The sequence below is a fragment of the Roseovarius lutimaris genome, assembly GCF_900115165.1.
GTDB classification, from domain to species: domain Bacteria; phylum Pseudomonadota; class Alphaproteobacteria; order Rhodobacterales; family Rhodobacteraceae; genus Roseovarius; species Roseovarius lutimaris.
Genome location: NZ_FOVP01000018.1, coordinates 1 through 19,654, shown reverse-complemented (window position 1 = coordinate 19,654; position 19,654 = coordinate 1). Strand labels below are relative to the sequence as shown.

21 protein-coding genes and 3 pseudogenes are annotated in these 19,654 nt (G+C 58.5%); 13 read left to right on the top strand and 11 right to left on the bottom strand.

Going from position 1 to position 19,654, the window contains the following annotated elements; translation table 11 throughout:
• Positions 1-77: 77 nt before the first annotated feature.
• The 3 genes from BMZ91_RS15440 to BMZ91_RS15430 are packed head-to-tail and all read left to right on the top strand — an operon-like array spanning position 78 to position 2,518.
• On the top strand, positions 78-851 hold the full coding sequence (locus BMZ91_RS15440) for an SDR family NAD(P)-dependent oxidoreductase (protein ID WP_092840851.1): 774 nt from the start codon (positions 78-80) through the stop codon (positions 849-851).
• Positions 844-2,151 (top strand): amidase, encoded by a 1,308-nt coding sequence (locus tag BMZ91_RS15435; RefSeq protein WP_177193887.1) that lies wholly within the window; start codon positions 844-846, stop codon positions 2,149-2,151. Before BMZ91_RS15440 ends, BMZ91_RS15435 begins: the two co-directional genes overlap by 8 nt.
• Positions 2,138-2,518 (top strand): TSUP family transporter, encoded by a 381-nt coding sequence (locus tag BMZ91_RS15430; RefSeq protein ID WP_092840847.1) that lies wholly within the window; start codon positions 2,138-2,140, stop codon positions 2,516-2,518. The genes BMZ91_RS15435 and BMZ91_RS15430 overlap by 14 nt, the downstream gene beginning before the upstream one ends.
• A 34-nt stretch (positions 2,519-2,552) precedes the next feature.
• On the opposite strand, the gene BMZ91_RS21975 is transcribed toward BMZ91_RS15430, so the two are convergent.
• Both BMZ91_RS21975 and BMZ91_RS15420 read right to left on the bottom strand, forming a co-directional pair.
• Complete coding sequence (locus BMZ91_RS21975; RefSeq protein WP_281243380.1) at positions 2,553-3,056, bottom strand: acetyl-CoA carboxylase biotin carboxyl carrier protein; 504 nt, start codon at positions 3,054-3,056, stop codon at positions 2,553-2,555.
• The gene (locus tag BMZ91_RS15420; protein ID WP_092840843.1) at positions 3,016-3,903 is read right to left on the bottom strand and encodes an IclR family transcriptional regulator; all 888 of its coding nucleotides are present in this window, start codon (positions 3,901-3,903) and stop codon (positions 3,016-3,018) included. The genes BMZ91_RS21975 and BMZ91_RS15420 overlap by 41 nt, the downstream gene beginning before the upstream one ends.
• Positions 3,904-4,201: 298 nt before the next feature.
• Here BMZ91_RS15420 and BMZ91_RS21830 point away from each other — a divergent pair.
• The 4 genes and pseudogenes from BMZ91_RS21830 to BMZ91_RS15405 all read left to right on the top strand — a co-directional run.
• Positions 4,202-4,931, top strand: a pseudogene (locus tag BMZ91_RS21830) (ATP-binding protein); the annotation flags it as partial.
• Positions 4,929-5,390: a biotin carboxylase domain-containing protein gene (locus BMZ91_RS21825; RefSeq protein WP_342741957.1), complete on the top strand. Its 462-nt coding sequence runs from the start codon at positions 4,929-4,931 to the stop codon at positions 5,388-5,390. The pseudogene BMZ91_RS21830 and the gene BMZ91_RS21825, both read left to right, overlap by 3 nt.
• A complete protein-coding gene (locus BMZ91_RS15410) occupies positions 5,387-6,835 on the top strand; it encodes a pyruvate carboxylase subunit B (protein WP_092840841.1) in 1,449 nt (482 codons plus the stop codon). Before BMZ91_RS21825 ends, BMZ91_RS15410 begins: the two co-directional genes overlap by 4 nt.
• 21 nt (positions 6,836-6,856) lie before the next feature.
• On the top strand, positions 6,857-7,273 hold the full coding sequence (locus tag BMZ91_RS15405) for a 3-keto-5-aminohexanoate cleavage protein (protein WP_245736424.1): 417 nt from the start codon (positions 6,857-6,859) through the stop codon (positions 7,271-7,273).
• A 236-nt stretch (positions 7,274-7,509) separates the two neighbouring features.
• Here the strand turns inward: BMZ91_RS15405 and BMZ91_RS15400 are convergent, their stop codons facing one another.
• The 7 genes from BMZ91_RS15400 to BMZ91_RS15375 are packed head-to-tail and all read right to left on the bottom strand — an operon-like array spanning position 7,510 to position 11,203.
• Positions 7,510-7,791, bottom strand: a complete 282-nt coding sequence (locus tag BMZ91_RS15400; RefSeq protein ID WP_092840839.1) for a hypothetical protein — start codon at positions 7,789-7,791, stop codon at positions 7,510-7,512.
• A complete protein-coding gene (locus BMZ91_RS15395; RefSeq protein ID WP_092840837.1) occupies positions 7,788-8,456 on the bottom strand; it encodes a hypothetical protein in 669 nt (222 codons plus the stop codon). The genes BMZ91_RS15400 and BMZ91_RS15395 overlap by 4 nt, the downstream gene beginning before the upstream one ends.
• On the bottom strand, positions 8,453-8,881 hold the full coding sequence (locus tag BMZ91_RS15390) for a universal stress protein (protein WP_092840835.1): 429 nt from the start codon (positions 8,879-8,881) through the stop codon (positions 8,453-8,455). Before BMZ91_RS15390 ends, BMZ91_RS15395 begins: the two co-directional genes overlap by 4 nt.
• Positions 8,882-8,893: 12 nt before the next feature.
• Positions 8,894-10,309 (bottom strand): APC family permease, encoded by a 1,416-nt coding sequence (locus BMZ91_RS15385; RefSeq protein ID WP_245736422.1) that lies wholly within the window; start codon positions 10,307-10,309, stop codon positions 8,894-8,896.
• A gap of 3 nt (positions 10,310-10,312) precedes the next feature.
• Positions 10,313-10,489, bottom strand: a complete 177-nt coding sequence (locus BMZ91_RS21500) for a hypothetical protein (protein WP_177193886.1) — start codon at positions 10,487-10,489, stop codon at positions 10,313-10,315.
• A gap of 27 nt (positions 10,490-10,516) precedes the next feature.
• A complete protein-coding gene (locus BMZ91_RS15380; RefSeq protein WP_092840833.1) occupies positions 10,517-10,894 on the bottom strand; it encodes a hypothetical protein in 378 nt (125 codons plus the stop codon).
• 12 nt (positions 10,895-10,906) lie between these two features.
• The gene (locus BMZ91_RS15375) at positions 10,907-11,203 is read right to left on the bottom strand and encodes a hypothetical protein (RefSeq protein WP_245736420.1); all 297 of its coding nucleotides are present in this window, start codon (positions 11,201-11,203) and stop codon (positions 10,907-10,909) included.
• 289 nt (positions 11,204-11,492) lie between these two features.
• Here BMZ91_RS15375 and BMZ91_RS15370 point away from each other — a divergent pair.
• A pseudogene (locus tag BMZ91_RS15370) lies at positions 11,493-11,808 on the top strand (DDE-type integrase/transposase/recombinase); the annotation flags it as partial.
• A 200-nt stretch (positions 11,809-12,008) separates the two neighbouring features.
• Here the strand turns inward: BMZ91_RS15370 and BMZ91_RS15365 are convergent.
• Positions 12,009-13,427 carry a PAS domain S-box protein gene (locus tag BMZ91_RS15365; protein WP_177193885.1) on the bottom strand — a complete coding sequence of 473 codons (1,419 nt, stop codon included), beginning with the start codon at positions 13,425-13,427 and terminating at the stop codon, positions 12,009-12,011.
• 257 nt (positions 13,428-13,684) lie between these two features.
• Between BMZ91_RS15365 and BMZ91_RS15360 the strand changes: the two genes are divergently transcribed.
• The 5 genes and pseudogenes from BMZ91_RS15360 (at position 13,685) to BMZ91_RS15340 (ending at position 19,297) form a co-directional block, all read left to right on the top strand.
• A complete protein-coding gene (locus BMZ91_RS15360; RefSeq protein WP_092840829.1) occupies positions 13,685-14,920 on the top strand; it encodes a putative DNA modification/repair radical SAM protein in 1,236 nt (411 codons plus the stop codon).
• The gene (locus BMZ91_RS15355) at positions 14,920-16,350 is read left to right on the top strand and encodes a UdgX family uracil-DNA binding protein (protein WP_092840827.1); all 1,431 of its coding nucleotides are present in this window, start codon (positions 14,920-14,922) and stop codon (positions 16,348-16,350) included. The genes BMZ91_RS15360 and BMZ91_RS15355 overlap by 1 nt, the downstream gene beginning before the upstream one ends.
• Positions 16,351-16,461: 111 nt before the next feature.
• Positions 16,462-18,105: an FAD/NAD(P)-binding protein gene (locus tag BMZ91_RS15350; protein ID WP_092840825.1), complete on the top strand. Its 1,644-nt coding sequence runs from the start codon at positions 16,462-16,464 to the stop codon at positions 18,103-18,105.
• Positions 18,106-18,208: 103 nt separating this feature from the next.
• Positions 18,209-18,361 (top strand): annotated as a pseudogene (locus BMZ91_RS15345) (pseudouridine-5'-phosphate glycosidase); the annotation flags it as partial.
• 525 nt (positions 18,362-18,886) lie between these two features.
• Positions 18,887-19,297 carry a GFA family protein gene (locus BMZ91_RS15340; RefSeq protein ID WP_092840823.1) on the top strand — a complete coding sequence of 137 codons (411 nt, stop codon included), beginning with the start codon at positions 18,887-18,889 and terminating at the stop codon, positions 19,295-19,297.
• An 81-nt stretch (positions 19,298-19,378) separates the two neighbouring features.
• Here the strand turns inward: BMZ91_RS15340 and BMZ91_RS15335 are convergent.
• Positions 19,379-19,654: DDE-type integrase/transposase/recombinase (locus tag BMZ91_RS15335; RefSeq protein ID WP_143076303.1), on the bottom strand; the 276-nt coding region annotated here is incomplete at its 5' end.

Genomic DNA, 19,654 nt, shown 5'->3' with positions numbered 1-19,654 from the left:
TAAACAAGACGATATATATCACTTTCGGGACGAATTGTAATCACCGGTATAGGCTTGGCGCAAGAGTTTTCCGACGAATGGGAGGGAACGCGGTGGTTGGAAACAGCGACTTTCTGGACGTGAGCGGGCGCGTCTATCTTGTTGCGGGGGCCGCTGGCGGCTTGGCTGCCCCGCTGGTGCGGGCCTTGCTGGAACGAAACGCACGCCTTGTGCTGATGGACATGAATACCAAGGCGCTTGAGGCACTTACATCCGCCGCGCCAGAAGCGGTGGCGCTGGAAGGGGATATTACGGACAAGCGGATGACCGAGCGGGCTGTGACGCTGGCGCGCGACAGATTCGGGCGAATTGACGGCGGGGTGAACGCGGCGGGCCTTTTGCCGATTGCCGCGGCAGAGACCATGGAGGCGGACCTTTTTCGCCGCTGCATCGACGTGAATCTGACCGGCGCCTTTTTGTTCAGTCAGGCGTTGGCACCGGCCTTGCGCGCCGCCGGGGGCGGACGCATCCTTCATATCGCGTCGGTTTCCAGCATGGTGTCGAATCCGGCTTATGCGGCCTATGCCGGATCAAAGGGCGGGCTGGCGCAGATCGTGTGCGTTTTGGGGCGTGAATGGGGGCCGACTGGGATCACTGTGAACGCCACCGGACCGGCGCTGACCGACACGGCCCTGACCCATGAGTACCTGTCAGACCCTGCATTTCGCAAGAAGGCGATCAGCGATATTCCAATGGGCCGCCTTGGCGAACCTGAGGATCTGATCGGTATGGCGCTGCTTCTTCTGGGGCCGGGCGGTGGATTTATCACAGGTCAGACGATCTATGTCGATGGGGGGCGCACACTTGTCTAAACCGATTTCGGAGGGGCTTTCAGACTGGCGCCGCACGGCTGCGGCGGCCTCCGATGCCGGGGCCCTGGGCGGCATGATCGACGCGGTGGCGCGGCATGGCGAAGACCGGATCGGCGCCTGGCAGGTGCTGGATGGCGCGGCGACACTGGCTCAGGCTGAAACGCTTGTGGCGCGCCGGAAGTGGCGTGACTTGGCGCTTGCAGGGGTGCCTGTGGGGATCAAGGATATCTTTGATACAGCGGATTTCGTGACCTCTTATGGCTCTGAAATCTATGCCGCGCATCGCCCCGCCGCTGATGCGGCGGCGGTGGCCACCCTGCGACGCGCCGGGGCGATCCTGCCTGGCAAGACCGTGACGACGGAATTTGCCTATTGGAAAGCAGGCAAAACCCGCAATCCACATGATTTGGGCCACAGTCCCGGTGGCTCTTCTGCGGGCTCGGCGGCGGCGGTCGCGGCGGGCATGGTGCCGCTGGCGATCGGCTCGCAAACCGCCGCCTCGACGATTCGTCCGGCGTCTTACTGTGGTATCGTGGGGTTCAAGCCCAGCCTTCACCGCATAAGCCTTGCCGGTGTCAAGGGGCTGGCCGGGTCGATGGACACGGTCGGATGTTTTGCCCGCAGCGTCGCGGATGTTGCGGTGCTGGCGGCGGTGCTCGCCGGGCGGCCTGACTGGGCGGTGTCGGCAGGGCAGGGGCGGGCGCCCTCCTTGCGTCTGGTGGCGGTGCCCGAGTGGGATTTGGCCGCGCCGTGGATGCGCGACAGTATCCGTCGCATTGCCGGGCATCTTGGCGAGTGCGGCGCACAGGTGCAAACGGGCCGCGCCGCCAGCCGCTTTGCCGATCTGGCCGGGGTGCAGTCGCGCCTGATGGCGGCCGAGGCGGCGCGGGATCTGGCCGCAGAGGCGTCACGGTGCCGCCACCGCCTCAGCGCGCCCCTGCGGGCGTTGATCGAGCTTGGGGAGGCCATGCCCGCAGCACAACAGGATGCCGATTGCGCGCAGCGCGCCGAGGCGCTTGCGCATATCGCCCGGCTCTTTGACGGGGCTGATATACTGATGGCGCCGAGCGCGCTCGACGAAGCCCCGACTTACGGCGACGGAACCGGCAGCCCGGAGCTGAGCCGGGCATGGACCCTGCTTGGCCTTCCCTCGATTTCGCTGCCTGCGGGACGGGGGCCAAAGGGCCTGCCCTTCGGCATCCAGCTGGCCGCGCCGCCGGGTGAGGATATCCGGCTTCTTGACGCGGCCCGATGGATAGAGACGCATTTGCCGGACCCGGCGCAACATGACCGCGCTTGACCCGTTTCTGACGGGGCTGCCCTCGGGCGGCGGGCTGGCGATTGTTGCGTTTGTGACCGTGCTCGGCGGGGTGATGCGTGGCTTTACCGGCTTCGGCGCGGCGATGATTATCATTCCGGTGACGGCACTTGTCACCCTGCCGCGGGATGCGGTGGTCTATCACGCGCTGATCGAGATTCCGACCGCCCTTCAGTTGCTGCCTGACGGTCTGCGCGCGGCGCGGCGCTCTACGGTGCTTCCGATGGTGTTCGGTCTGGTGGGGGCGGTGCCGGTGGGCATGTTGCTTTTGGTCAGCCTGGCGCCCGATACGATGCGGGTCGCGATGTCGGTGGCGGCTGTGGCCACGCTGGTCGCGTCGCTGATCTGATCGCTGTGCGGCCCGGATGCACCGCAACACGGGCTTAGTCGATCACGAAAAGAGCCTGCCCGTAGTCCACCAACTGGCCGTCCTCCGCCAGAATTGCCTTGACCGTTCCGGCCTTGGTGGATTCGATGGTTGTGAACAGTTTCGTCACTTCGATGATGCACACCGGGGTGCCGATCTCGACCTGGGTTCCAACCGACACGAACTCGGGCTCATCGGGTGACGGGCGGCTATAGAACGTGCCCACCATCGGCCCAGAGATCTGGCCGCCCGCCTCGGGCGGGGCGGCAGGCGCGGGTTGCGCCGCAGGGGGGCATCCGGGTCTGGCGAGACTGGGCGCGGTGCAGGATCGGTTGCACTGGCCTGTGGCGCCGGATCGGCAGCCCCCTTGCGGCGGACCAGGATTTTCGCGCCTTCGATGTCGAGGGAAACCTCGTCGCAGTTGCTGCTGTCGATGATCTTCACGATTTCGGCAACGTCTCTGTAGCTGAGCTGGGGTCTCACTCCTCGATGGTATTATTGCTGTCCGGGCTGGTTTCAAAGGTTTTGGCGAAGTTGCGGGCAGCCTCTTGCATACGCGGGACGAATCCCAGCATCTGGTTCAGGGTCATGCGGGCCTCGGGGGCGGATACGGCGATACACCCAAGACAGGTGTCGTGATTGCCGATCACCGGCACCGCCACGCAGACCACGCCGTGCATGAATTCCTGATTGTCTGTTCCGATCCCGTCCAGCCGGACCTTGCGAACCGCCTCAAGCAGTCGGGCAGGTTCGGTGATCGTCGCGTTGGTATAGGCCGTCAGCGGGCGCGCTTCGGCTATGCTGCGCAGGTCGGATTCCGAACAATAGCTGAGCATCAGCTTGCCGATCGCGGTGCAATGGGCCGGCACGCGGCTGCCTGCGGCGAACCGCAGCCCGAGCGGCCATTTGGATTCGACCCGGTCCAGATAGATGACCTCTGCGCCCGACAGAATGCCATAGTTGCAGGTCTCGCCGGTTTCGGTGGCAATTTCCTGAAGGATCGAGTGCCGAAGCGATCGCGGGGCCGAGGTTACCAGCGTCCTCTGGGCCAGCGTAATCAGACGTGCGCCTTCGATGAAACCGTGATCCGCAGCGTCGCGCTCCAGAAATTCCATCTCAAGCAGCATGTTTACGACGCGGTGGGCCGTCGGCTTGGTCAGTCCGGTGATCCGGATCATCTCGGAGGTCGAAATGGGTTTGCTGTTGCGGGCAATCAGCTCCAGGATCATGAAAACCTTGCCGGTCACACCTAGTTCGGCCAGCTGCTCCCGGCGGTTTGCCTCGGCGATATCCTGAGCAAGATGGTCCTCTGCATCGCCTTTGGTAAAAAGGTTGATCACCGGGGTATGTCTGACGTCGCTTTTCATGTCGGCTCCTGTTTTTGCCACCCATCGGCAGGGGGTATGGCGATGTTTACTATGGCCTCTTGCGAAAAGGAAATCAATCGACCCATGATAAATTCGAAACGAAACGTTTTGTATGGTGAGACATAATGTTGGCCGGAAGCGGAAAAACGGACAGCCATGATATGAATACCCAAAACCCAAAAGCCACGACCGCGCCCGCAATCACGCGGGTTCTGATTGCCAATCGCGGGGAAATCGCCTTGCGCGCGATTAAGGTCTGCCGGGGCAGGGGTTTGAGACGGTTGCGGTCTATTCACAGGTGGATGCCGCATCGCCGCATGTCTGGGCGGCCGATGACAGCGTCTGTATCGGCCCGGCGGCGGCCAGCAAAAGCTATCTGTCGCCAAGGGCGCTTGTGCATGTTGCCGTGATGAAAGGCTGTGACGCGGTCTATCCCGGTTATGGCTTCTTGTCCGAGAACGTCGCCTTTGCCGAGCTTTGCGCCGAGCATGGCATCAAGTTCATCGGCCCGTCGGCCGAAGCAATCCGAATGATGGGCGACAAGGCCCGCGCCCGCGACGTGGCGACCAGTCTTGGCGTCCCGGTTGTGCCGGGTTCGGATGCGGCGTTTACCGATCCCTCCGCCGCGCGCGGCACGGCCGAAAAGGTGGGGTTCCCGCTTTTGCTCAAGGCCAAATCGGGCGGTGGCGGCCTTTGGCGATGGCGGTCTCTATCTTGAGCGCTTCTGTGATGCGGTAAGGCATATCGAGGTCCAGGTCATGGGCGATGGCAGGGGCGGGGCGGTTGCGTTTGACGAGCGCGATTGCAGCGTTCAGCGCCGCCATCAGAAACTGATCGAGGAATCGCCGTCGCCGATGGTTGATGAAAACCTCCGCGCGCGGCTCAAGTCAGCGGCGCTGAACCTCACCAAAGGAATTTCCTATGAAGGTGCCGGACCGATCGAGTTTATCCTCGATATCGCCAGCGGTGAGTTTTTCTTTATCGAGATGAACACCCGCATTCAGGTTGAACATACGGTTACCGAAATGCGGATCAACCGCGATCTGATCGGCATGCAGCTTGACATCGCGGGCGGCGCGCTGCTTGAGGGCGATCTTGAGGATCTGCCCGGCAAGGGCCATGCCATCGAATTCCGGATCAACGCCGAAAACTGGAGAAACGGCTTCATGCCGTCGCCGGGCCGCCCAATGGAATGGAGGGTGCCGCAGGGTGAGGGCATTCGCCTTGATACGGCGGTTTACCGGGGCCAGCAGATTTCTCCGTTCTACGATTCGATGATCGCCAAGCTGATCGTCTGGGGCGAGAGCCGCGAGGTGGCGCTGGCCCGCTCAAGGGCGGTGCTGGATGGCTGCCGTGTTGACGGGGTAGAGACGACAATCGGGTTTCACCGCAAGCTGATAGATCACGAGGACTTTCTGCATGACCCTGTGCATACGCGGTGGATCGAAACCGAAATGACATTGGATACTTTGGGAGAGGCGCCATGAGCAGGCAGGTCCGTTTTATCGACGTCACCTTGCGCGACGCGCATCAGTGCCTGTGGGCCACGCGGATGACCACCGGCATGATGAAAGACATCGCACCCTTTCTGGACACTGCCGGTTTTGAGGCGATTGATCTGGTGGGTGGCGCGGTGTTCGATGTCTGCGTCCGGTTTCTGCGGGAAGATCCGTGGGAGCGCATGCGCATCCTCAACCAGTGGATCACCAGGACGCCGCTGATCATTCACACCCGCGGGCAGAGCCTTTTCACCTTCGAATTCTTTCCCGATGACATCGTAAAGCTGGCGGCCGAGCGGTTTGCGGCCAACGGCATGCGCTATCACACCCCCTATGACCCGTTGAACGATATCCGCAATCTGAAGATCCCCGTGCAATCCGCCCGAGAGCTGGGCATCCACACCGTTCCGGGGCTGGTTTATACCTGGAGCCCGGTCCACACCGACGACTATTACAGGAAAAAGGCGGCTGAACTGGTCAGGATCGGCGTTGACGGTGTGTTTATCAAAGACCCAAGCGGCCTTCTGACGCCCGAGCGCGTGGCCACGCTTGTGCCCGCGATCAAAGAGGCGATCGGCGATCTGCCGTTGCAGCTTCACTCGCATTGCCTGTCCGGGCTTGCGCCTTATGTGGCGCTTCAGGCGGTCGAGCACGGGGTCGAAGTTGTGCATACGGCGACCTCGACGCTGGCCAATGGGGCGTCGCATCCGCCGACCGAGCAGGTGGTCGAGAATTGCCGCCGCCGCGGCCACACCGCCGATCTCGACCTCGGAGCGATCCGCGAGGTGGCCGAACGGCTTGACTATATCGCGCGGGTCGAGGGCAAGCCGGTGGGCCAGCCTATGGAATATGACGAATTTCATTTCCACCACCAGGTTGCGGGCGGCATGATCTCGAACCTGAAGGTTCAGCTTGAAACCGTGGGCCTCGCCGACCGGATCACCGAGATCCTTGAAGAGGCGGGCCGGGTGCGGGCCGATCTGGGATACCCCATCGTCGTCAGCCCCTTCGCCCAGTATATCGTGACCCAGGCCGTGCTTAATGTCACCTCGCAGGACAATGGCGGCGCGCGCTATGACAGTGTGCCGGATGAAATCCAGCTATATGCGCGCGGCGGCTATGGCGAGATCGCCGGTGAGATTGATCCAAATCTCTACGACAAGCTGACCGGCGGCAAAGAGGTGATCACAGAGCGCGCCGGCGCGTTGCTTGCGCCCGGAATCGAGCGTATCCGCAACGCGCGCGGGCCGTTTGCATCGGATGACGATCTGCTTCTGGCGGCATTTTATGACGATACGCAATTTCGTGCCCTCAAGCAGGCCGGGCCGGTCAACACCGAGTATCGCCTTGCCGAAACGCCGCTTTTGACGCTTCTGAAAGAAGTGGCGCGGCGTGATGATATCAAGACGTTCCATTTCTTTCAGAAACCGTGACCCGGTGTCGCGATTGCGCGTTTGACCTGGGGAAAAACCAGGATTTGCCATGACAACACCTGCATTTTTACCACGGGGATCACAGGGGCCATCCCCCGCACGACGGATTACCCCGCCGTTCCGGTTATGCCCACGCAGCAGATAGAATCCACGCATGAGACCGGTTCGGCCCTGGTCCATATCCACGTCCGAAACGACGATGAAAGCCCGGGCTCAGACCCCGATAAGTTTGCCGAGGTCCAGAACAGCGTAAAGAAACACTACCCCGGTATGATCATCCAGTTTTCCACTGGCGGGCGGGGCCGCGATCGGACGGCACGCGGTGCAGCGCTGGAGCATTGCCCCGACATGGCCTCGCTGACCACAGGGTCAGTGAACGTTCCGCGCCAGTGTCTGACGTCAGCGCCCATGGCTCCAAAGAGGAAGGCGTGCCCATGATCCACCTCCCGAAAGGAATGAAGCAGACAAAAGCCCGTTTAGCGCCCCCGCCGATTCAGATCAAACGCAAAGTGCTTTAGCCAAACCTTATAGGCGATCAGAGCGGAAACCACCGAAACCAAATGAAAGGCGGTTGGATTTATCAGCACGATCGCTGCATAGCAAAAACAAGGCATTGAACCGAAACCTTCCAAAGCGTCGCGGCAAGGCCAATGCAATAGTATGCCCGATCCGGTTTAACGCGAACGGGTTTCCCATTCATGGCGCCGGAATTTCGCGATCCGCACTGCATCCATAAAGGCAATCGCGTGGATCATGAACCCGCCTGCGTAGCGCCCGACAAAGCTGTGGTCCGGCGTCGTCAGGTTGTAGCTGACCCAGGCCAGGGAAAGCGCGGTGAATGCCATCATCAATCCACGGCTGGCCTGACCGTTCATGACCTGCCCCATGCCGGTCAGTACTGCCGAAACCAAAATGACAAGGATCGGAGGATAGGGTGGGCGTTCGGTTTGGCTCATTGCGCGCAGTGCTCCACGGTGTCACAGATGTTCATCGCCTGCCGCAATAACATGCTGGCGGTGTGCATTTCCACCTTTTGCTGTTCGAATTTGGGCAGCCTGGTCACCAGGTAATGCCCCCGGTCGCTTTCCGCGAAGCGATAGACAAGCCGCACACCCCTGGGCGTGATCAGGATTTCCTTGCCGCGTCCGTCGTCGAGGAAGTCGTTGACCTGACCTTCAAGCGGGCCAAGCAGTGGCGACATGGCGTTTGCCTTGTCGCTGCGTATCGTCAACTGATCATGCCAGCCCTTGGGCAAAGGTATTGCCTTGTTCAATTCGCCATGCGGAGAATAGTACTCTGAATTGGAGGCCCGCACCATCAGGTCGAGAACCCCGGGGACCGGCAGTTTCCGTTTGACCGTCACCATCAGCCACAAGATCGGAAGCTTGCGCAGCTGTATTGTGTCAGCCAGCAGCTTGAGCCCGACCTCATGCCCGTCGAAACGCCCGGCAAGCGACGGATAGCCGTCCTCTTCGAGGTGAAGCGAGCGATCCTGCAAGAGATCATGGCAGTCATCAAAGGCAACACTTCGGCGCGATTTCTCGCGCCGAAGGTCAGTCATGTAAACCGCGCCCAGCCCTGCCACACCGACAGCAGCGGCGGCAACCGCCAGGTTGATCATACGACCGTGACCGGCGGGTGCTGGCTTGTCTTGAGGATATCGTCAACGACCGACCCCGTGAGCAACCGCCCGAAAGCGGTGTGCCCGGTCGAGCCCATGACGATATGGTCAAAGCCCTCCTGCAAGGCGTAGCCAACGATAGCCGTGGCGACATCGCGTCCGCGTATCGTCACGCAGCTTGCCTGAAGATCCGCCGTTTGGGCGTGCTTCATGGCCTCTGACAGTTCCTTTTCAATCAGGGCCTCGCCGGCATTGAACAAGCGCGTGTCCCAGAAGGGGCTGTCGGCCGCACTTGCCTGCGATACCGTCGAAACGGTGACAAAGCGCAGATCGGCCTTGTTCTTTTTTGCCAGCGCGACACCGAAATCCACGGCCCGTTGGGCGGCTTTAGACCCGTCTATCGCACAAAGAATTTTGTCCATCATGGCTTTGCTCCTTCAATAACCTTCAGGCTTGGGCCAGTTCATGGTGAACTGATCCGCGCGCCGCACGTATTTGTAGCGATGCATAGAGAACCACAGCGAGACGATGACATAGAAGAACATCATCGCCAGAAGCTGCGTGCCGAACCCGAGATAGGTTGCAAAGAACGTGGTGATGCACAGCACCATCAGCACGATTGCCGGCAACGGGTGGAACGGATGCACATAGCCACGTCGAATGGTGCCAAGCGGCCATTTCTTGCGGAACAGGATCATGTTGATCGGCATGAACGTATATCCCAGCAGACCTGACAGGATCGAGAAGGTGATCACCTGGTCCAGCAGCCCGGTAAAGGCAAAGGACGCGGCGATCGGGATCAGGAACAGGATCGAGCGGTACGGTGTGCGATACCGCGGATGCACGGCGCCAAACCACTGTGGCATGTAACGGTCGCGCCCCATCGAGAACCACGCCCGCGACGCATCGTTGATGCACCCGTTGGCCGATGCGGTGGCCGCGAACATCGTTCCGACGAACAGGAAGACCTGCAACGTGGTGCTTCCGGTCATGCGCGCCGCGTCATAAAGCGGCACGATCGCCTGCCCCAGATATTCCCACGGCAGCAGGCCGGAACAGATGTACCACGTCAGCGTTGCGGCAATCAGAAGCGTCATAATCCCGGTCATGGTGCCCAACGGCAGCGACCGGCTGGGTGAGCGGACTTCCTCTGCGGCCTGGCAGGTGCCCTCGATCCCGAGGTAATACCAGATGCCGAACTGGAACGCCGCAATCACGCCGATCCAGCCATAGGGCAGGTCGGTCAGTAGATCCTGATGCTTGAGGATCGCGCCCGGCTGCCAGGGTTGCACCCCGACGAAGAGGATGATGATCGACGTGAACGCCGCCGCCGTGATGATGAAGTTCAGCGACAGCGTCATGAAAACACCGCGATAGTTCAGGAGCGCCAGTAGCGCGATGATCAGGATCACGAAAGGTTTCGGATCAAGCCCGCTATAGCCCGTCTGCTCTGCCAGGATGATCAGCAAGTCACCGACGATCAGCGCATCCGCCGCCTCCAGCATCGTGTAGGCCATCACCAGGTAGAGCCCGACATTGAAGGCCATGAGCGGCCCCATGATATGTTTGGCTTGGGCGTATTGTCCGCCCGCCGCGGCCACGGTCGATGTCACCTCGGAATCGATCATCGCCACGCAGGTGTAAAGCAGCCCGATCACCCAGCAGGCAATGAGCGCGCCCAATGCGCCGCCCTTGCCAACCGAGAAGTTCCAGCCCATGAATTCGCCGACAAGCACGATGCCGACGCCAAGCGCCCAGACATGAACCGGGCCCAATACACGCAGCAGACCAACACGTTCAGAGGGTTGGCCCTCTGCGCCTGCGGCATTTCCGTTTGCAGTTTGATCACTCATGGCTCAATGCTCCTTCGCTTCGGGTACATCGCCATGCTCAAGAAGCTCGTCGATGCCCTCAAGCGAGGACAACAGCGTATCCTCATCGAACTCCCGATTGACCCGGGCCGCGTCGGCCAACATCCACAGAAGAATGCCTGCCGATATCGCCCAGGCGCCGTATTCCAGTAAAATCCACATGTTTTGTCCCTTTCCGTCGCCCCCTGGTCAGAGGTCGAACTTTTCCCGAATGACGTCGCGATATTCCTTGTCGGATACTTTCACCATGAAGACGAAGTAACCGATGATCACGACCGCGGTGATCAGAAGAAGAAGCGGATCAATGGTGTAGTCGAACTTGGTCGTGATGATCTCGGCAGCGGTTTCGGGCGTGTAGCCCAGCTTTTCCCACTGCGCCTGCATGGTTGCGTTCTGGCCAAGTGTTTCCCAGTTGACGATCTCGGGCATCTCGTTTGTGCTGCCGGCACCCGTCAGCCCCAGGATCAGTGGAATGAAAAGCGCGACATAGACCAGCACCAGCAAGAAGATCGAATCGAAGAACTGCCCTGCGCCGCTCTGCTTTGGAGGTTCATAGTGTTCAGACATGATTTTGGGTCCTCAAGGGTTGTTCTTGGCTTTGCGCATCTCGTCGAGGTGACGGATATCCAGGCCGTAGATGAAGTCTTTTTCATGCGAGTAATGCTTGATCATCGCGACAATGGCTGCGGTGTTGAATAGCAAAACAAGGGCTCCGGCGATTGTCAGAACGGTCATGACCGTGCCCCCGCCCACCAGGGAATTCACTCTGAGAAACACAAAAATCACCGCCGCCCAAAGCACGACCACGAACCCGTAGGCGAATATCGCGTCCCCTCGAAACATCTTGTTTATTCGAGTTTTCATATTTTCTGTCATTTGGAATCTCCCTGTGGCTTGTTTCTTGTCGTTAATAAAACTATCTCAACAATGAATGACAATTATTCCCGAAAATCAACTTATTTTCATACGCTGCAATGCGGCGACGCTTCTGCTGACCGCAGATTCACGGTGTTGTTGGCAAGCATGGGTCTTGTGATCGCGCAAAATGAACATCACGCAGTTGCTTTCGGCAGGTGAGCATTCTGCATATGGCGGTTTCATCAACGCAGAAGCGCGATGAAGTCTTCGTTGCCGAAAACACTGCCTCATATAAGTTGGCCGCGGATATGGTCGGCCACGGATGACCGAAGAGTTGAAAGAGATCGGCTTGGATGTCGGGCACCGCCGGGTGGGCAGATTGATGCGCCAGAACGGTATATCCGTTGTCAGAACACGCAAACACAAGGTGACGACTGACAGCGATCATAAGTTCAACATTGCGCCGAACCTGCTGGATCGTGACTTCACCGCCAACGCGCCTAATCAGAAATGGGCCGGTGACATCAGCTATGTCTGGACCCGTGAAGGGTGGTTGTATCTGGCCGTGATCCTGGACCGTGCATTCACGGCGGGTCATCGGCTGGGCCTTAAGTAACCGCATGGGTCAATTCTCAGTGACATTCAACATGCATTGTTCAGAGACAGTCATGTCTACCCGCTGTCCGGCAGCTGATTGTGTAGTATTCAATGATGGGGCCCTGTTTGCGCGATTTGGTGTTCCATAGTCGTGCCGATTACCACTTGAAACTGCGCGGTCTCAGGTTGGTTGTCAGGGTTCAGCTGCAAAGAAGGCCCTCATAAATCAAAAGTGTGCCGGAACGCAGAAGTGTTTGGCGGAGATCGTAATTGACCACTTAACGTCGTGCGGCCCGACCTCGAATACGTTGTCTGCGCCAATCATTTTGGGTGTAAGAGATGTCAATACTGTGCTTCCAAAACCGCGAGGCTTGCAGTTTTGTCCCGTCTCGACGCCGGTTTCCTTCCAGCATAGATGGAGTGTTTGGTCGTCTTCGACCTGGTTGATAGCCCAAACAATGTCGATCTGCCCCGAACCTTGTTTGAGAACACCATATTTGGCCGAATTTGTCGCCAATTCGTGAAAAGCCATACCAATCGCCTGCACGCCTTGGGGTCTGAGTTCAACGTGCGGGCCGGCAAGGGAATGCCTGACATTGTTTGGGTCAACAAAAGGCTCAAGCTGGTCATTGGCAAGATCATGCAAGCCCACACCAGTCCAAGCGCTGTTCACCAGAAGGTCGGTTGATTGGGCAAGAGAATGGAGGCGCGCTTCAAAACTACGCTTGAAACCTTCCACCGTTCCCTCAATTCGGGCGGTTTGGCGCTGGATCGCAATGACGATGCTCAGCATATTCTTGGCACGATGGATGACTTCTTGCGCGATGAGATCGCGGGCCCTCTCTGCTTCGCGTATTTCTGTTACGTCGCGGTGAATATTGGAAACTGCGACAACTTCGCCTGAAACGCCACGAATGGGCGCGCAGCTGATCCAGACCTCGCGGTGCGTGCCATCCTTGCCGACGCGTGTCGCTTCGAAACTTTCCAACCGACCGGCGATTATCTCGTCCCGATAATATGACACGGGTTTGGGCCAGTTTTTGGGATAAAGAAGCTCAAGCGACTGACCCAATGCTTCTTCTTTTGAATAGCCATAGAGCTTTTGGGCAGCCCGGTTCCACGTGATGATGTTGCCGTCGAGATCATAGCTGATTATGGCATCTGACGTCGTTGCAACCAGCGCACCCATCGCATTTGAATCTATGAAGGCTTGTTCGATCTCGGCGCGTTCGATGTGGCGGATTGTGATGTTGCGATGTTGAACCACGAGGAATCTGTCATCATCGTCGATAAGCCGATTTGCGGTCAGTTCGAACCACCGTTTGACTGTCGGGCTATCGCAGGGGTATTCGCAGCGGAACAGTTCGCCAGTGCGCAGGGTATGCTCGAACCCATTGGGAATGATCGCGGCTTCCGCACTCGATGTGCCTTTTGCGTGACGACAGACCTCAATGTAATTTGAACCTGCAAAGGCATTGGCCGCATCGCCGCCATTCTCTGCACTGAACTGCCGCCATGCCTTGTTGGTCGCAACAATGACACCATTGCTATCAAGAATCGCAACCTCGTCCTGCATCGCATCAATGAAGCTGGTGACGTCAAGTCGACTGACCGGCACCGATGAATTCTCTGGAACTGTATGCATTTCGACACTGAGCCTAGTGGTTGGGGGGTGCCATAGCGACGGCCTAGATCGAAACCCCATATTACGGAAATTAACGAGTTAATCAAACACCCCTCATTGTTGAATTCTCCAACGCGGTTTCGCTTGGTTTGTTGCACAAGGGAAAATAGCCATTTCGCGTAACGATAAAACGTCGGGAAAAGCGGCTTTCCGCCGCAAAAATGATGAGGTTAACCAGACTTGTTGCGACTTCCGGGTTCGGAACATATAGTGAACATATGAAATGTAGCTCATTGGAATCAAAATTGGCCATCCTGAGCGATGCCGCGAAATACGACGCGTCTTGCGCATCGTCCGGATCGACCAAGCGCGATTCACGCGACGGCAAGGGCCTGGGGTCCAACACCGGCAGCGGAATTTGCCACGCCTATGCACCCGATGGGCGCTGCATATCTCTGCTCAAAATCCTGATGACGAATTTTTGCATCTATGATTGCGCATATTGCGTGAACCGCGTGTCGTCCAACATCCCGCGCGCGCGCTTCACGGTGGATGAGGTCGTGAAACTGACGATCGAGTTCTACAGACGCAATTATATCGAAGGGTTGTTTCTATCCTCCGGGATCATCCGATCGCCGGATATTACGATGTCCGACATGGTGCAGATCGCACGAAAGTTGCGACACGAAGAGAATTTTCGCGGCTACATTCATCTGAAGACTATCCCTGATGCGGCGCCGGAATTGATCGCCGAAGCGGGGCTTTTGGCGGATCGCTTGTCGATCAATGTCGAGCTTCCGACCGATACCGCCGTGACGCAACTTGCGCCGGAAAAGAACCCCACGCAGATCCGCAAAGCGATGGCGTTCGTGAAATTGCGAAAACAGGGCAGTGCCGAGAAAACCTACACCGGCAAACGCCCCCCCCGCTTTGCGCCAGCAGGACAGTCGACGCAGGTAATTGTCGGGGCGGATGCGTCAAATGATGCAACGATCCTTGGTCAATCAACGCGCCTCTATTCCAGCTATGGCCTCAAACGGGTTTACTACTCGGCTTTTTCGCCGATCCCAGATAGTTCAAAAAACCTGCCGCTGATCCGCCCACCGTTGAAGCGCGAACATCGATTGTATCAGGCCGACTGGCTACTCAGATTTTACGGCTTTGAACTGGACGAAATCACCGGCGTGACCAGAGACGGCAATCTCGATCTTGATTTTGACCCAAAGATCGCCTGGGCCCTGGCGCATCGCGGTTTGTTCCCGCTGGACGTCAACACGGCCAGTCGAGAGATGTTGCTGCGTGTGCCCGGTTTCGGCGTCAAGACCGTCAGCCGCATCCTTGCGACCCGTCGCCATCGCACGCTGCGCTACGAAGACCTGACACGTATGGGCGTTTCGATGAAAAAGGCGCGGGCCTTTGTGACAGCGGTCGGATGGTCGCCTGCCGGGCTGACAGACAGCGCCGATCTGCGCGCAAAGTTCGCGCCGCCGCCGGAGCAAATGAGCCTGTTTTGATGTATCGGATGACAATGCCGATGATCGGCACCGCGCAGTCTTGGCGTGATGCGGCGCGCGCGTTGATCAATGCAAATGTGCCACCCGCAAACGTCGCTTGGGGGGATGAAGCATCAGCCACCGGTCTGTGGGATGCGGCCCCGCCACCTGATGTCAAGCCCGCGCTGAAGGTGCCGCGCAGCTTCATTACGCTTGCCAATTCTGTCGTCTGGCACAGCGATCCAACACGGTTCAGCATGTTGTATCAGGTGCTGTGGCGACTGCGCGACAGGCCCCACTTGATGACCGACCGCGCGGATGCTGATATGTCGACCCTGCGCCGGATGGAAAAGAACGTGCATCGCTGCCAGCACAAGATGAAAGCCTTCGTGCGGTTTCGCGACGTGGGTGCGCCCGACGATACCCGCCGATCTTTTGCCGCTTGGTTCGAACCCACCCACCATACAGTCGAGCCGACCGCCACCTTTTTTGCCCGCCGGTTTGGCGACATGGATTGGCGCATCATCACGCCCGATGTCAGCGCGTTTTTCATCAATGGCGAACTTACCTACGGCGAAGGCCAACCCAAACCACCGCTGCCCGAGGATGCCTGCGAACAGCTTTGGACCACCTATTTTCGAAACATCTTCAATCCCGCCCGGCTGAAGGTGAAGGCCATGCAGTCTGAAATGCCCAAGAAATATTGGAAGAACATGCCCGAAACGGCCGCGATCCCTGACCTTATTGCGACCGCCCCTGCGCGCGTTCGCGAGATGAATCGGGCGGCCCCCACGATACCACCCCTGCGGGCGGCCAAGGTGCAAAAGCAGGTGGCGGCCCTGGGCACGGCTTGGTCGGGATCGCCCGATGAACTTAGCGTTGCGGTTGCCGATTGCACGAGGTGCGACCTTCACTGCAACGTCACGCAGGCTGTGCTTGGCGAGGGTCCGCAGGACGCCTCCTTGATGATCGTTGGCGAACAACCCGGCGATCTGGAAGATCTGGCTGGCCGCCCCTTCGTTGGCCCGGCGGGTAAATTGTTCGATAAATTGGCAAGGGATGCCGGGCTGGACCGGGAAAAGGCCTATGTGACGAACGCGGTCAAACATTTCAAATTCAACCCCCGGGGCCATCGGCGCATTCACCAACGGCCAAACATCGGCGAAGTGACGCACTGCAAATGGTGGCTCGACGCTGAATGCGCCACCATAAAGCCAAAGGTCATTCTTGCGATGGGCTCGACTGCGGCTCTGGCCCTTACTGGGAACGGAAGCGATCTGACGCTACGCCGGGGCGAAGCCCTGAAACTTGACGACGGCACGCAACTCGTCCTGACATTCCACCCGTCCTTTCTTTTGCGTATGCGCGATCCAGACAAACGGCACACGGCGGAAAACGATGTTCGGCGCGATCTGGATCTGGCGAACCGGCTCAGCGGATTGGCGCCCTAGTTCGACGTTGGCAGGTCTGACCTTTTGCGCAATAGTCGAAGGGTTCGGCGCGAAAGTAAGGCCTGAACGATTGTCACAGTTATTAAGGGCGCTGAACGAACGGAGGCCAACATGTCAGAGACAAACCGCGACCTGCGTATTGCGATCATAGGCCTTGGCCCGCGGGCATTGGGCGCGATTGAAGCCTTGATCGTGGCGTCCAGGGACACCGATGTAACGCTGCACATAGATGGCTTTGATCCGCTGAAATGGGCCGGGGCCGGGCCGAACTATTCGCCTGAGCAAACCAGCAACTGCCTTCTTAACATACCGACGCGAGAGGTCGGTCTTCAGCCTGCCGCCGCGTTGAATCTGGCCATCGGCGATTTTGAGGATTGGCTTGGCGATCCGGCCGAGTATGACAAATTTCCAACCCGCGCAAAGCTTGGTGCTTATCTTGCAGAGAGGTTTACGCAAGTCATAAGCCGACATGCGAAGGGCGTCCTGTTTACTCAGAAGGCAGAGCGTATCACTGAGCTACATTCCAGTGACGACGGTATTTTTCTTCGGTCGGAAGAAGAGCGGTTTGGACCTTATGACGAAGTGCTGCTTACTTTGGGCCAACCCGCAACGAAACCGGACGATCAACTGGCGCGATGGATCGCACATGCTGCTGAAAGTGGTGCAGACGTTTGCGCCGCTTACCCCGACAGAAAACTCTTAGACCGGGCGCAACACTGGGCAGACCGAACCGTCGCCATCCGAGGGCTTGGGCTCTCGACGATGGATGTGCTTCGAATGCTGACCATTGGCAGGGGCGGGACGTTCAAAGACGGACGCTATATTCGCTCAGGTCAAGAGCCGTTGCGCATCCTGCCGTTCTCGCTGAACGGCCAGCCCCCCGCACCTAAGCCGCAGACTGAAAAACTCGATCGCACATTCGACCTTAATCGCGCTGAGTTGGATGCTTTTGCAAGGGCTTTGGAAGCGGGGACAAAACAGGCCCCCTCTGACGCGGTGGTGACGATCTGCGACGCCTTGGTGCCCCCCACCTTCCGCATTCTGCACGCTCAGAACCGCAAGGTTACCGCAGAAGACATTCAGGCTTGGCTTCGCTTGGAGCGTGCTGACCCGGGACAGCAGGAAACGCGCGCACCTGTCGATGCCTTACGCGAAAATATTGCGATTGCCACAGGCGAGGCGCCGCCGGGCATCGGATATGTCATTGGTCAGATCTGGCGCAAGGTTCAAAATGCGCTGCGCCGTGGGTTCAATCCGACCGCGATAGACCCTGACACCGCGGCCGCGATCACTGGTTTTGATGAAGGGATCAAGCGCTATTCTTATGGGCCGCCTGTGCGATCTGCCCAGGAACTGCTGATGCTAATCGAGGCGAAAATGGTCAGCCTTGTCGCGGCAAACTATCCCGATATCGAACAGACTGACGACGGCTGGATTCTGATTGAGGGCGATACAGAGGTTGTTGCATCTGTCATCGTCGATGCTGTCATCCCGCCCGCAAACTTGGAGCAGTTGACCGAGCCACTTTTCCGCAGTCTGTACCAGCAAGGATTGGTCAGTACGTTTTCAGATGGTCTGGGGCTGCGCACCGAACCTGATGGCCGTTTGATTGGACCCAACGGAGAGCCCCAGAAAAATCTCTGCCTACTGGGTCGCATGGCGCTTGGCAGCGTCATCGCGGTGGATTCGATCCATGACTGTTTTGGCGCATCTGCAAACCGGTGGGCGCACCAGTTGTTGGCAAGGCAGCTGTGATAGAACTGCGGGCGTCTTCAATTTCAAGAGCGACAATAACCACACCGTGTGAGGAGGGTCGCACGGGACACGCCTGCTTGAAAAGGCTTAGCCGTAGAGGCGCATTTCCGGCAAGGAGGTAACGCCCTTTCTACTGCAACGCATATTCGAGCTGTCAGAGGAACGGAGCCTCAAAGCCAATATCGCGCTGGTGAAGAACAACGCACAGCTGGCCGCCGACATTGCCGTCGCATTCCACGCACAGTCCCGCCCTTGATACGCCTACAAGCGGTGAAGTAGCGATCCAATTTTGGCCTGCGTCATCTGCCGCCCTCATCTCGAGCAATGAAAGTGACGTAGCGACTTCACCGAGTGATATCGTGCACTAGTTGAAGACGACCGTCCTTTGCCCAACCACCCGCTGGCGAAATGCATTACGTGGAGCAAATTCTCTATCAACCGTTTTGCGTGGTGGGGCGTGTCCTCCGGTTCCAACAACAACTCCCGCGCCCTCCCAAGTGACAGGGTGGATTGCTGATCGCATGCCCTCCGGCCACCTAAAATGCTGCACAACGTGTCGAATGGTTGGTTCGGTGAAACTGCAACGCAGAATCTGGCCAGTCGCCGAAAGGCCGGTCAGGGCCGTGAATGACGAAAAGCATGATTTTCAATCCGCTGATGCTCTGCCACGCCGAGACTGTCTCTCTTTAGCCCATTTTGACCCGAATCCAACACGTGGATATAAGGGAACAATGAATGCGTTCGACTGGCGGCAGGGCGGTGCCGGTCGTGAGGAGTGTGAATGGACAACAATCCGACTACGGGACAATGCCTCTGCGGCGCAGTGAAATTCCGCATATCGGGAGAGTTCGAGAGCTTTTTCCTGTGCCACTGTTCCCGCTGCCGCAAGGATAGCGGTTCGGCCCATTCGGCAAACCTGTTTTCGTCCACAGCCAAACTCATCTGGGTTTCAGGCGAGGCAAACATCAAGACGTTTCATCTCCCTGGTTCACGCCACATGAAAAGCTTTTGCTCCGACTGCGGATCCGCACTGCCTATTTCCCAGCCGGAGGCCGGTTTGCTTGTGGTGCCCGCAGGCTCGCTTGACAGCCCAATCGACATTCGCCCCAACGCGCATATCTGCTGTTCCAGTCGCGCAAACTGGGACGAAGCCCTGGCCTCCATCGAAAGCATCGACGGACTTCCCGGCTGAACGGTCGCGCTGATGATGCATCTCAGATGGTGGTGTCAGACGAATTCGAACTCGTCTCAGCTAGGTCTGGGTGGCCGCCTTTTATGCCATGCAAAGACCGCGCCACTCGATAAGAGCAGCGGCTCGGTTTTGTTTGAAAATCTGTCGGCTGGAGAGGCTTCGTTCCGAATTGAAGTGGTTGAAAACTGAAGAATGAACGACGGCGAATTTTTGCAGACTTCGCAGACGCCGGAAGCGGGTCATGGCGCGTTCTCGTCGTCGGAACGGCTGATGCGAATTCTCGGCGCGATTGTTCAGCCAGCGTCCGGTCATCTGGCGGTCAGCATTGCCGATTTCCTTCATGGCGGCGCCATAGGA

Bases quoted from the DNA above. Each gene is read 5' to 3' on its own strand.
- BMZ91_RS15440 (WP_092840851.1), top strand. From the start codon at position 78: ATGGGAGGGAACGCGGTGGTTGGAAACAGCGACTTTCTGGACGTGAGC.
- BMZ91_RS15430 (WP_092840847.1), top strand. From the start codon at position 2,138: ATGACCGCGCTTGACCCGTTTCTGACGGGGCTGCCCTCGGGCGGCGGG.
- BMZ91_RS15420 (WP_092840843.1), bottom strand. From the start codon at position 3,903: ATGAAAAGCGACGTCAGACATACCCCGGTGATCAACCTTTTTACCAAA.
- BMZ91_RS21825 (WP_342741957.1), top strand. From the start codon at position 4,929: ATGCGGATCAACCGCGATCTGATCGGCATGCAGCTTGACATCGCGGGC.
- BMZ91_RS15410 (WP_092840841.1), top strand. From the start codon at position 5,387: ATGAGCAGGCAGGTCCGTTTTATCGACGTCACCTTGCGCGACGCGCAT.
- BMZ91_RS15400 (WP_092840839.1), bottom strand. From the start codon at position 7,791: ATGAGCCAAACCGAACGCCCACCCTATCCTCCGATCCTTGTCATTTTG.
- BMZ91_RS15395 (WP_092840837.1), bottom strand. From the start codon at position 8,456: ATGATCAACCTGGCGGTTGCCGCCGCTGCTGTCGGTGTGGCAGGGCTG.
- BMZ91_RS15390 (WP_092840835.1), bottom strand. From the start codon at position 8,881: ATGATGGACAAAATTCTTTGTGCGATAGACGGGTCTAAAGCCGCCCAA.
- BMZ91_RS15385 (WP_245736422.1), bottom strand. From the start codon at position 10,309: ATGAGTGATCAAACTGCAAACGGAAATGCCGCAGGCGCAGAGGGCCAA.
- BMZ91_RS21500 (WP_177193886.1), bottom strand. From the start codon at position 10,489: ATGTGGATTTTACTGGAATACGGCGCCTGGGCGATATCGGCAGGCATT.
- BMZ91_RS15380 (WP_092840833.1), bottom strand. From the start codon at position 10,894: ATGTCTGAACACTATGAACCTCCAAAGCAGAGCGGCGCAGGGCAGTTC.
- BMZ91_RS15375 (WP_245736420.1), bottom strand. From the start codon at position 11,203: ATGACAGAAAATATGAAAACTCGAATAAACAAGATGTTTCGAGGGGAC.
- BMZ91_RS15365 (WP_177193885.1), bottom strand. From the start codon at position 13,427: ATGCATACAGTTCCAGAGAATTCATCGGTGCCGGTCAGTCGACTTGAC.
- BMZ91_RS15360 (WP_092840829.1), top strand. From the start codon at position 13,685: ATGAAATGTAGCTCATTGGAATCAAAATTGGCCATCCTGAGCGATGCC.
- BMZ91_RS15355 (WP_092840827.1), top strand. From the start codon at position 14,920: ATGTATCGGATGACAATGCCGATGATCGGCACCGCGCAGTCTTGGCGT.
- BMZ91_RS15350 (WP_092840825.1), top strand. From the start codon at position 16,462: ATGTCAGAGACAAACCGCGACCTGCGTATTGCGATCATAGGCCTTGGC.
- BMZ91_RS15340 (WP_092840823.1), top strand. From the start codon at position 18,887: ATGGACAACAATCCGACTACGGGACAATGCCTCTGCGGCGCAGTGAAA.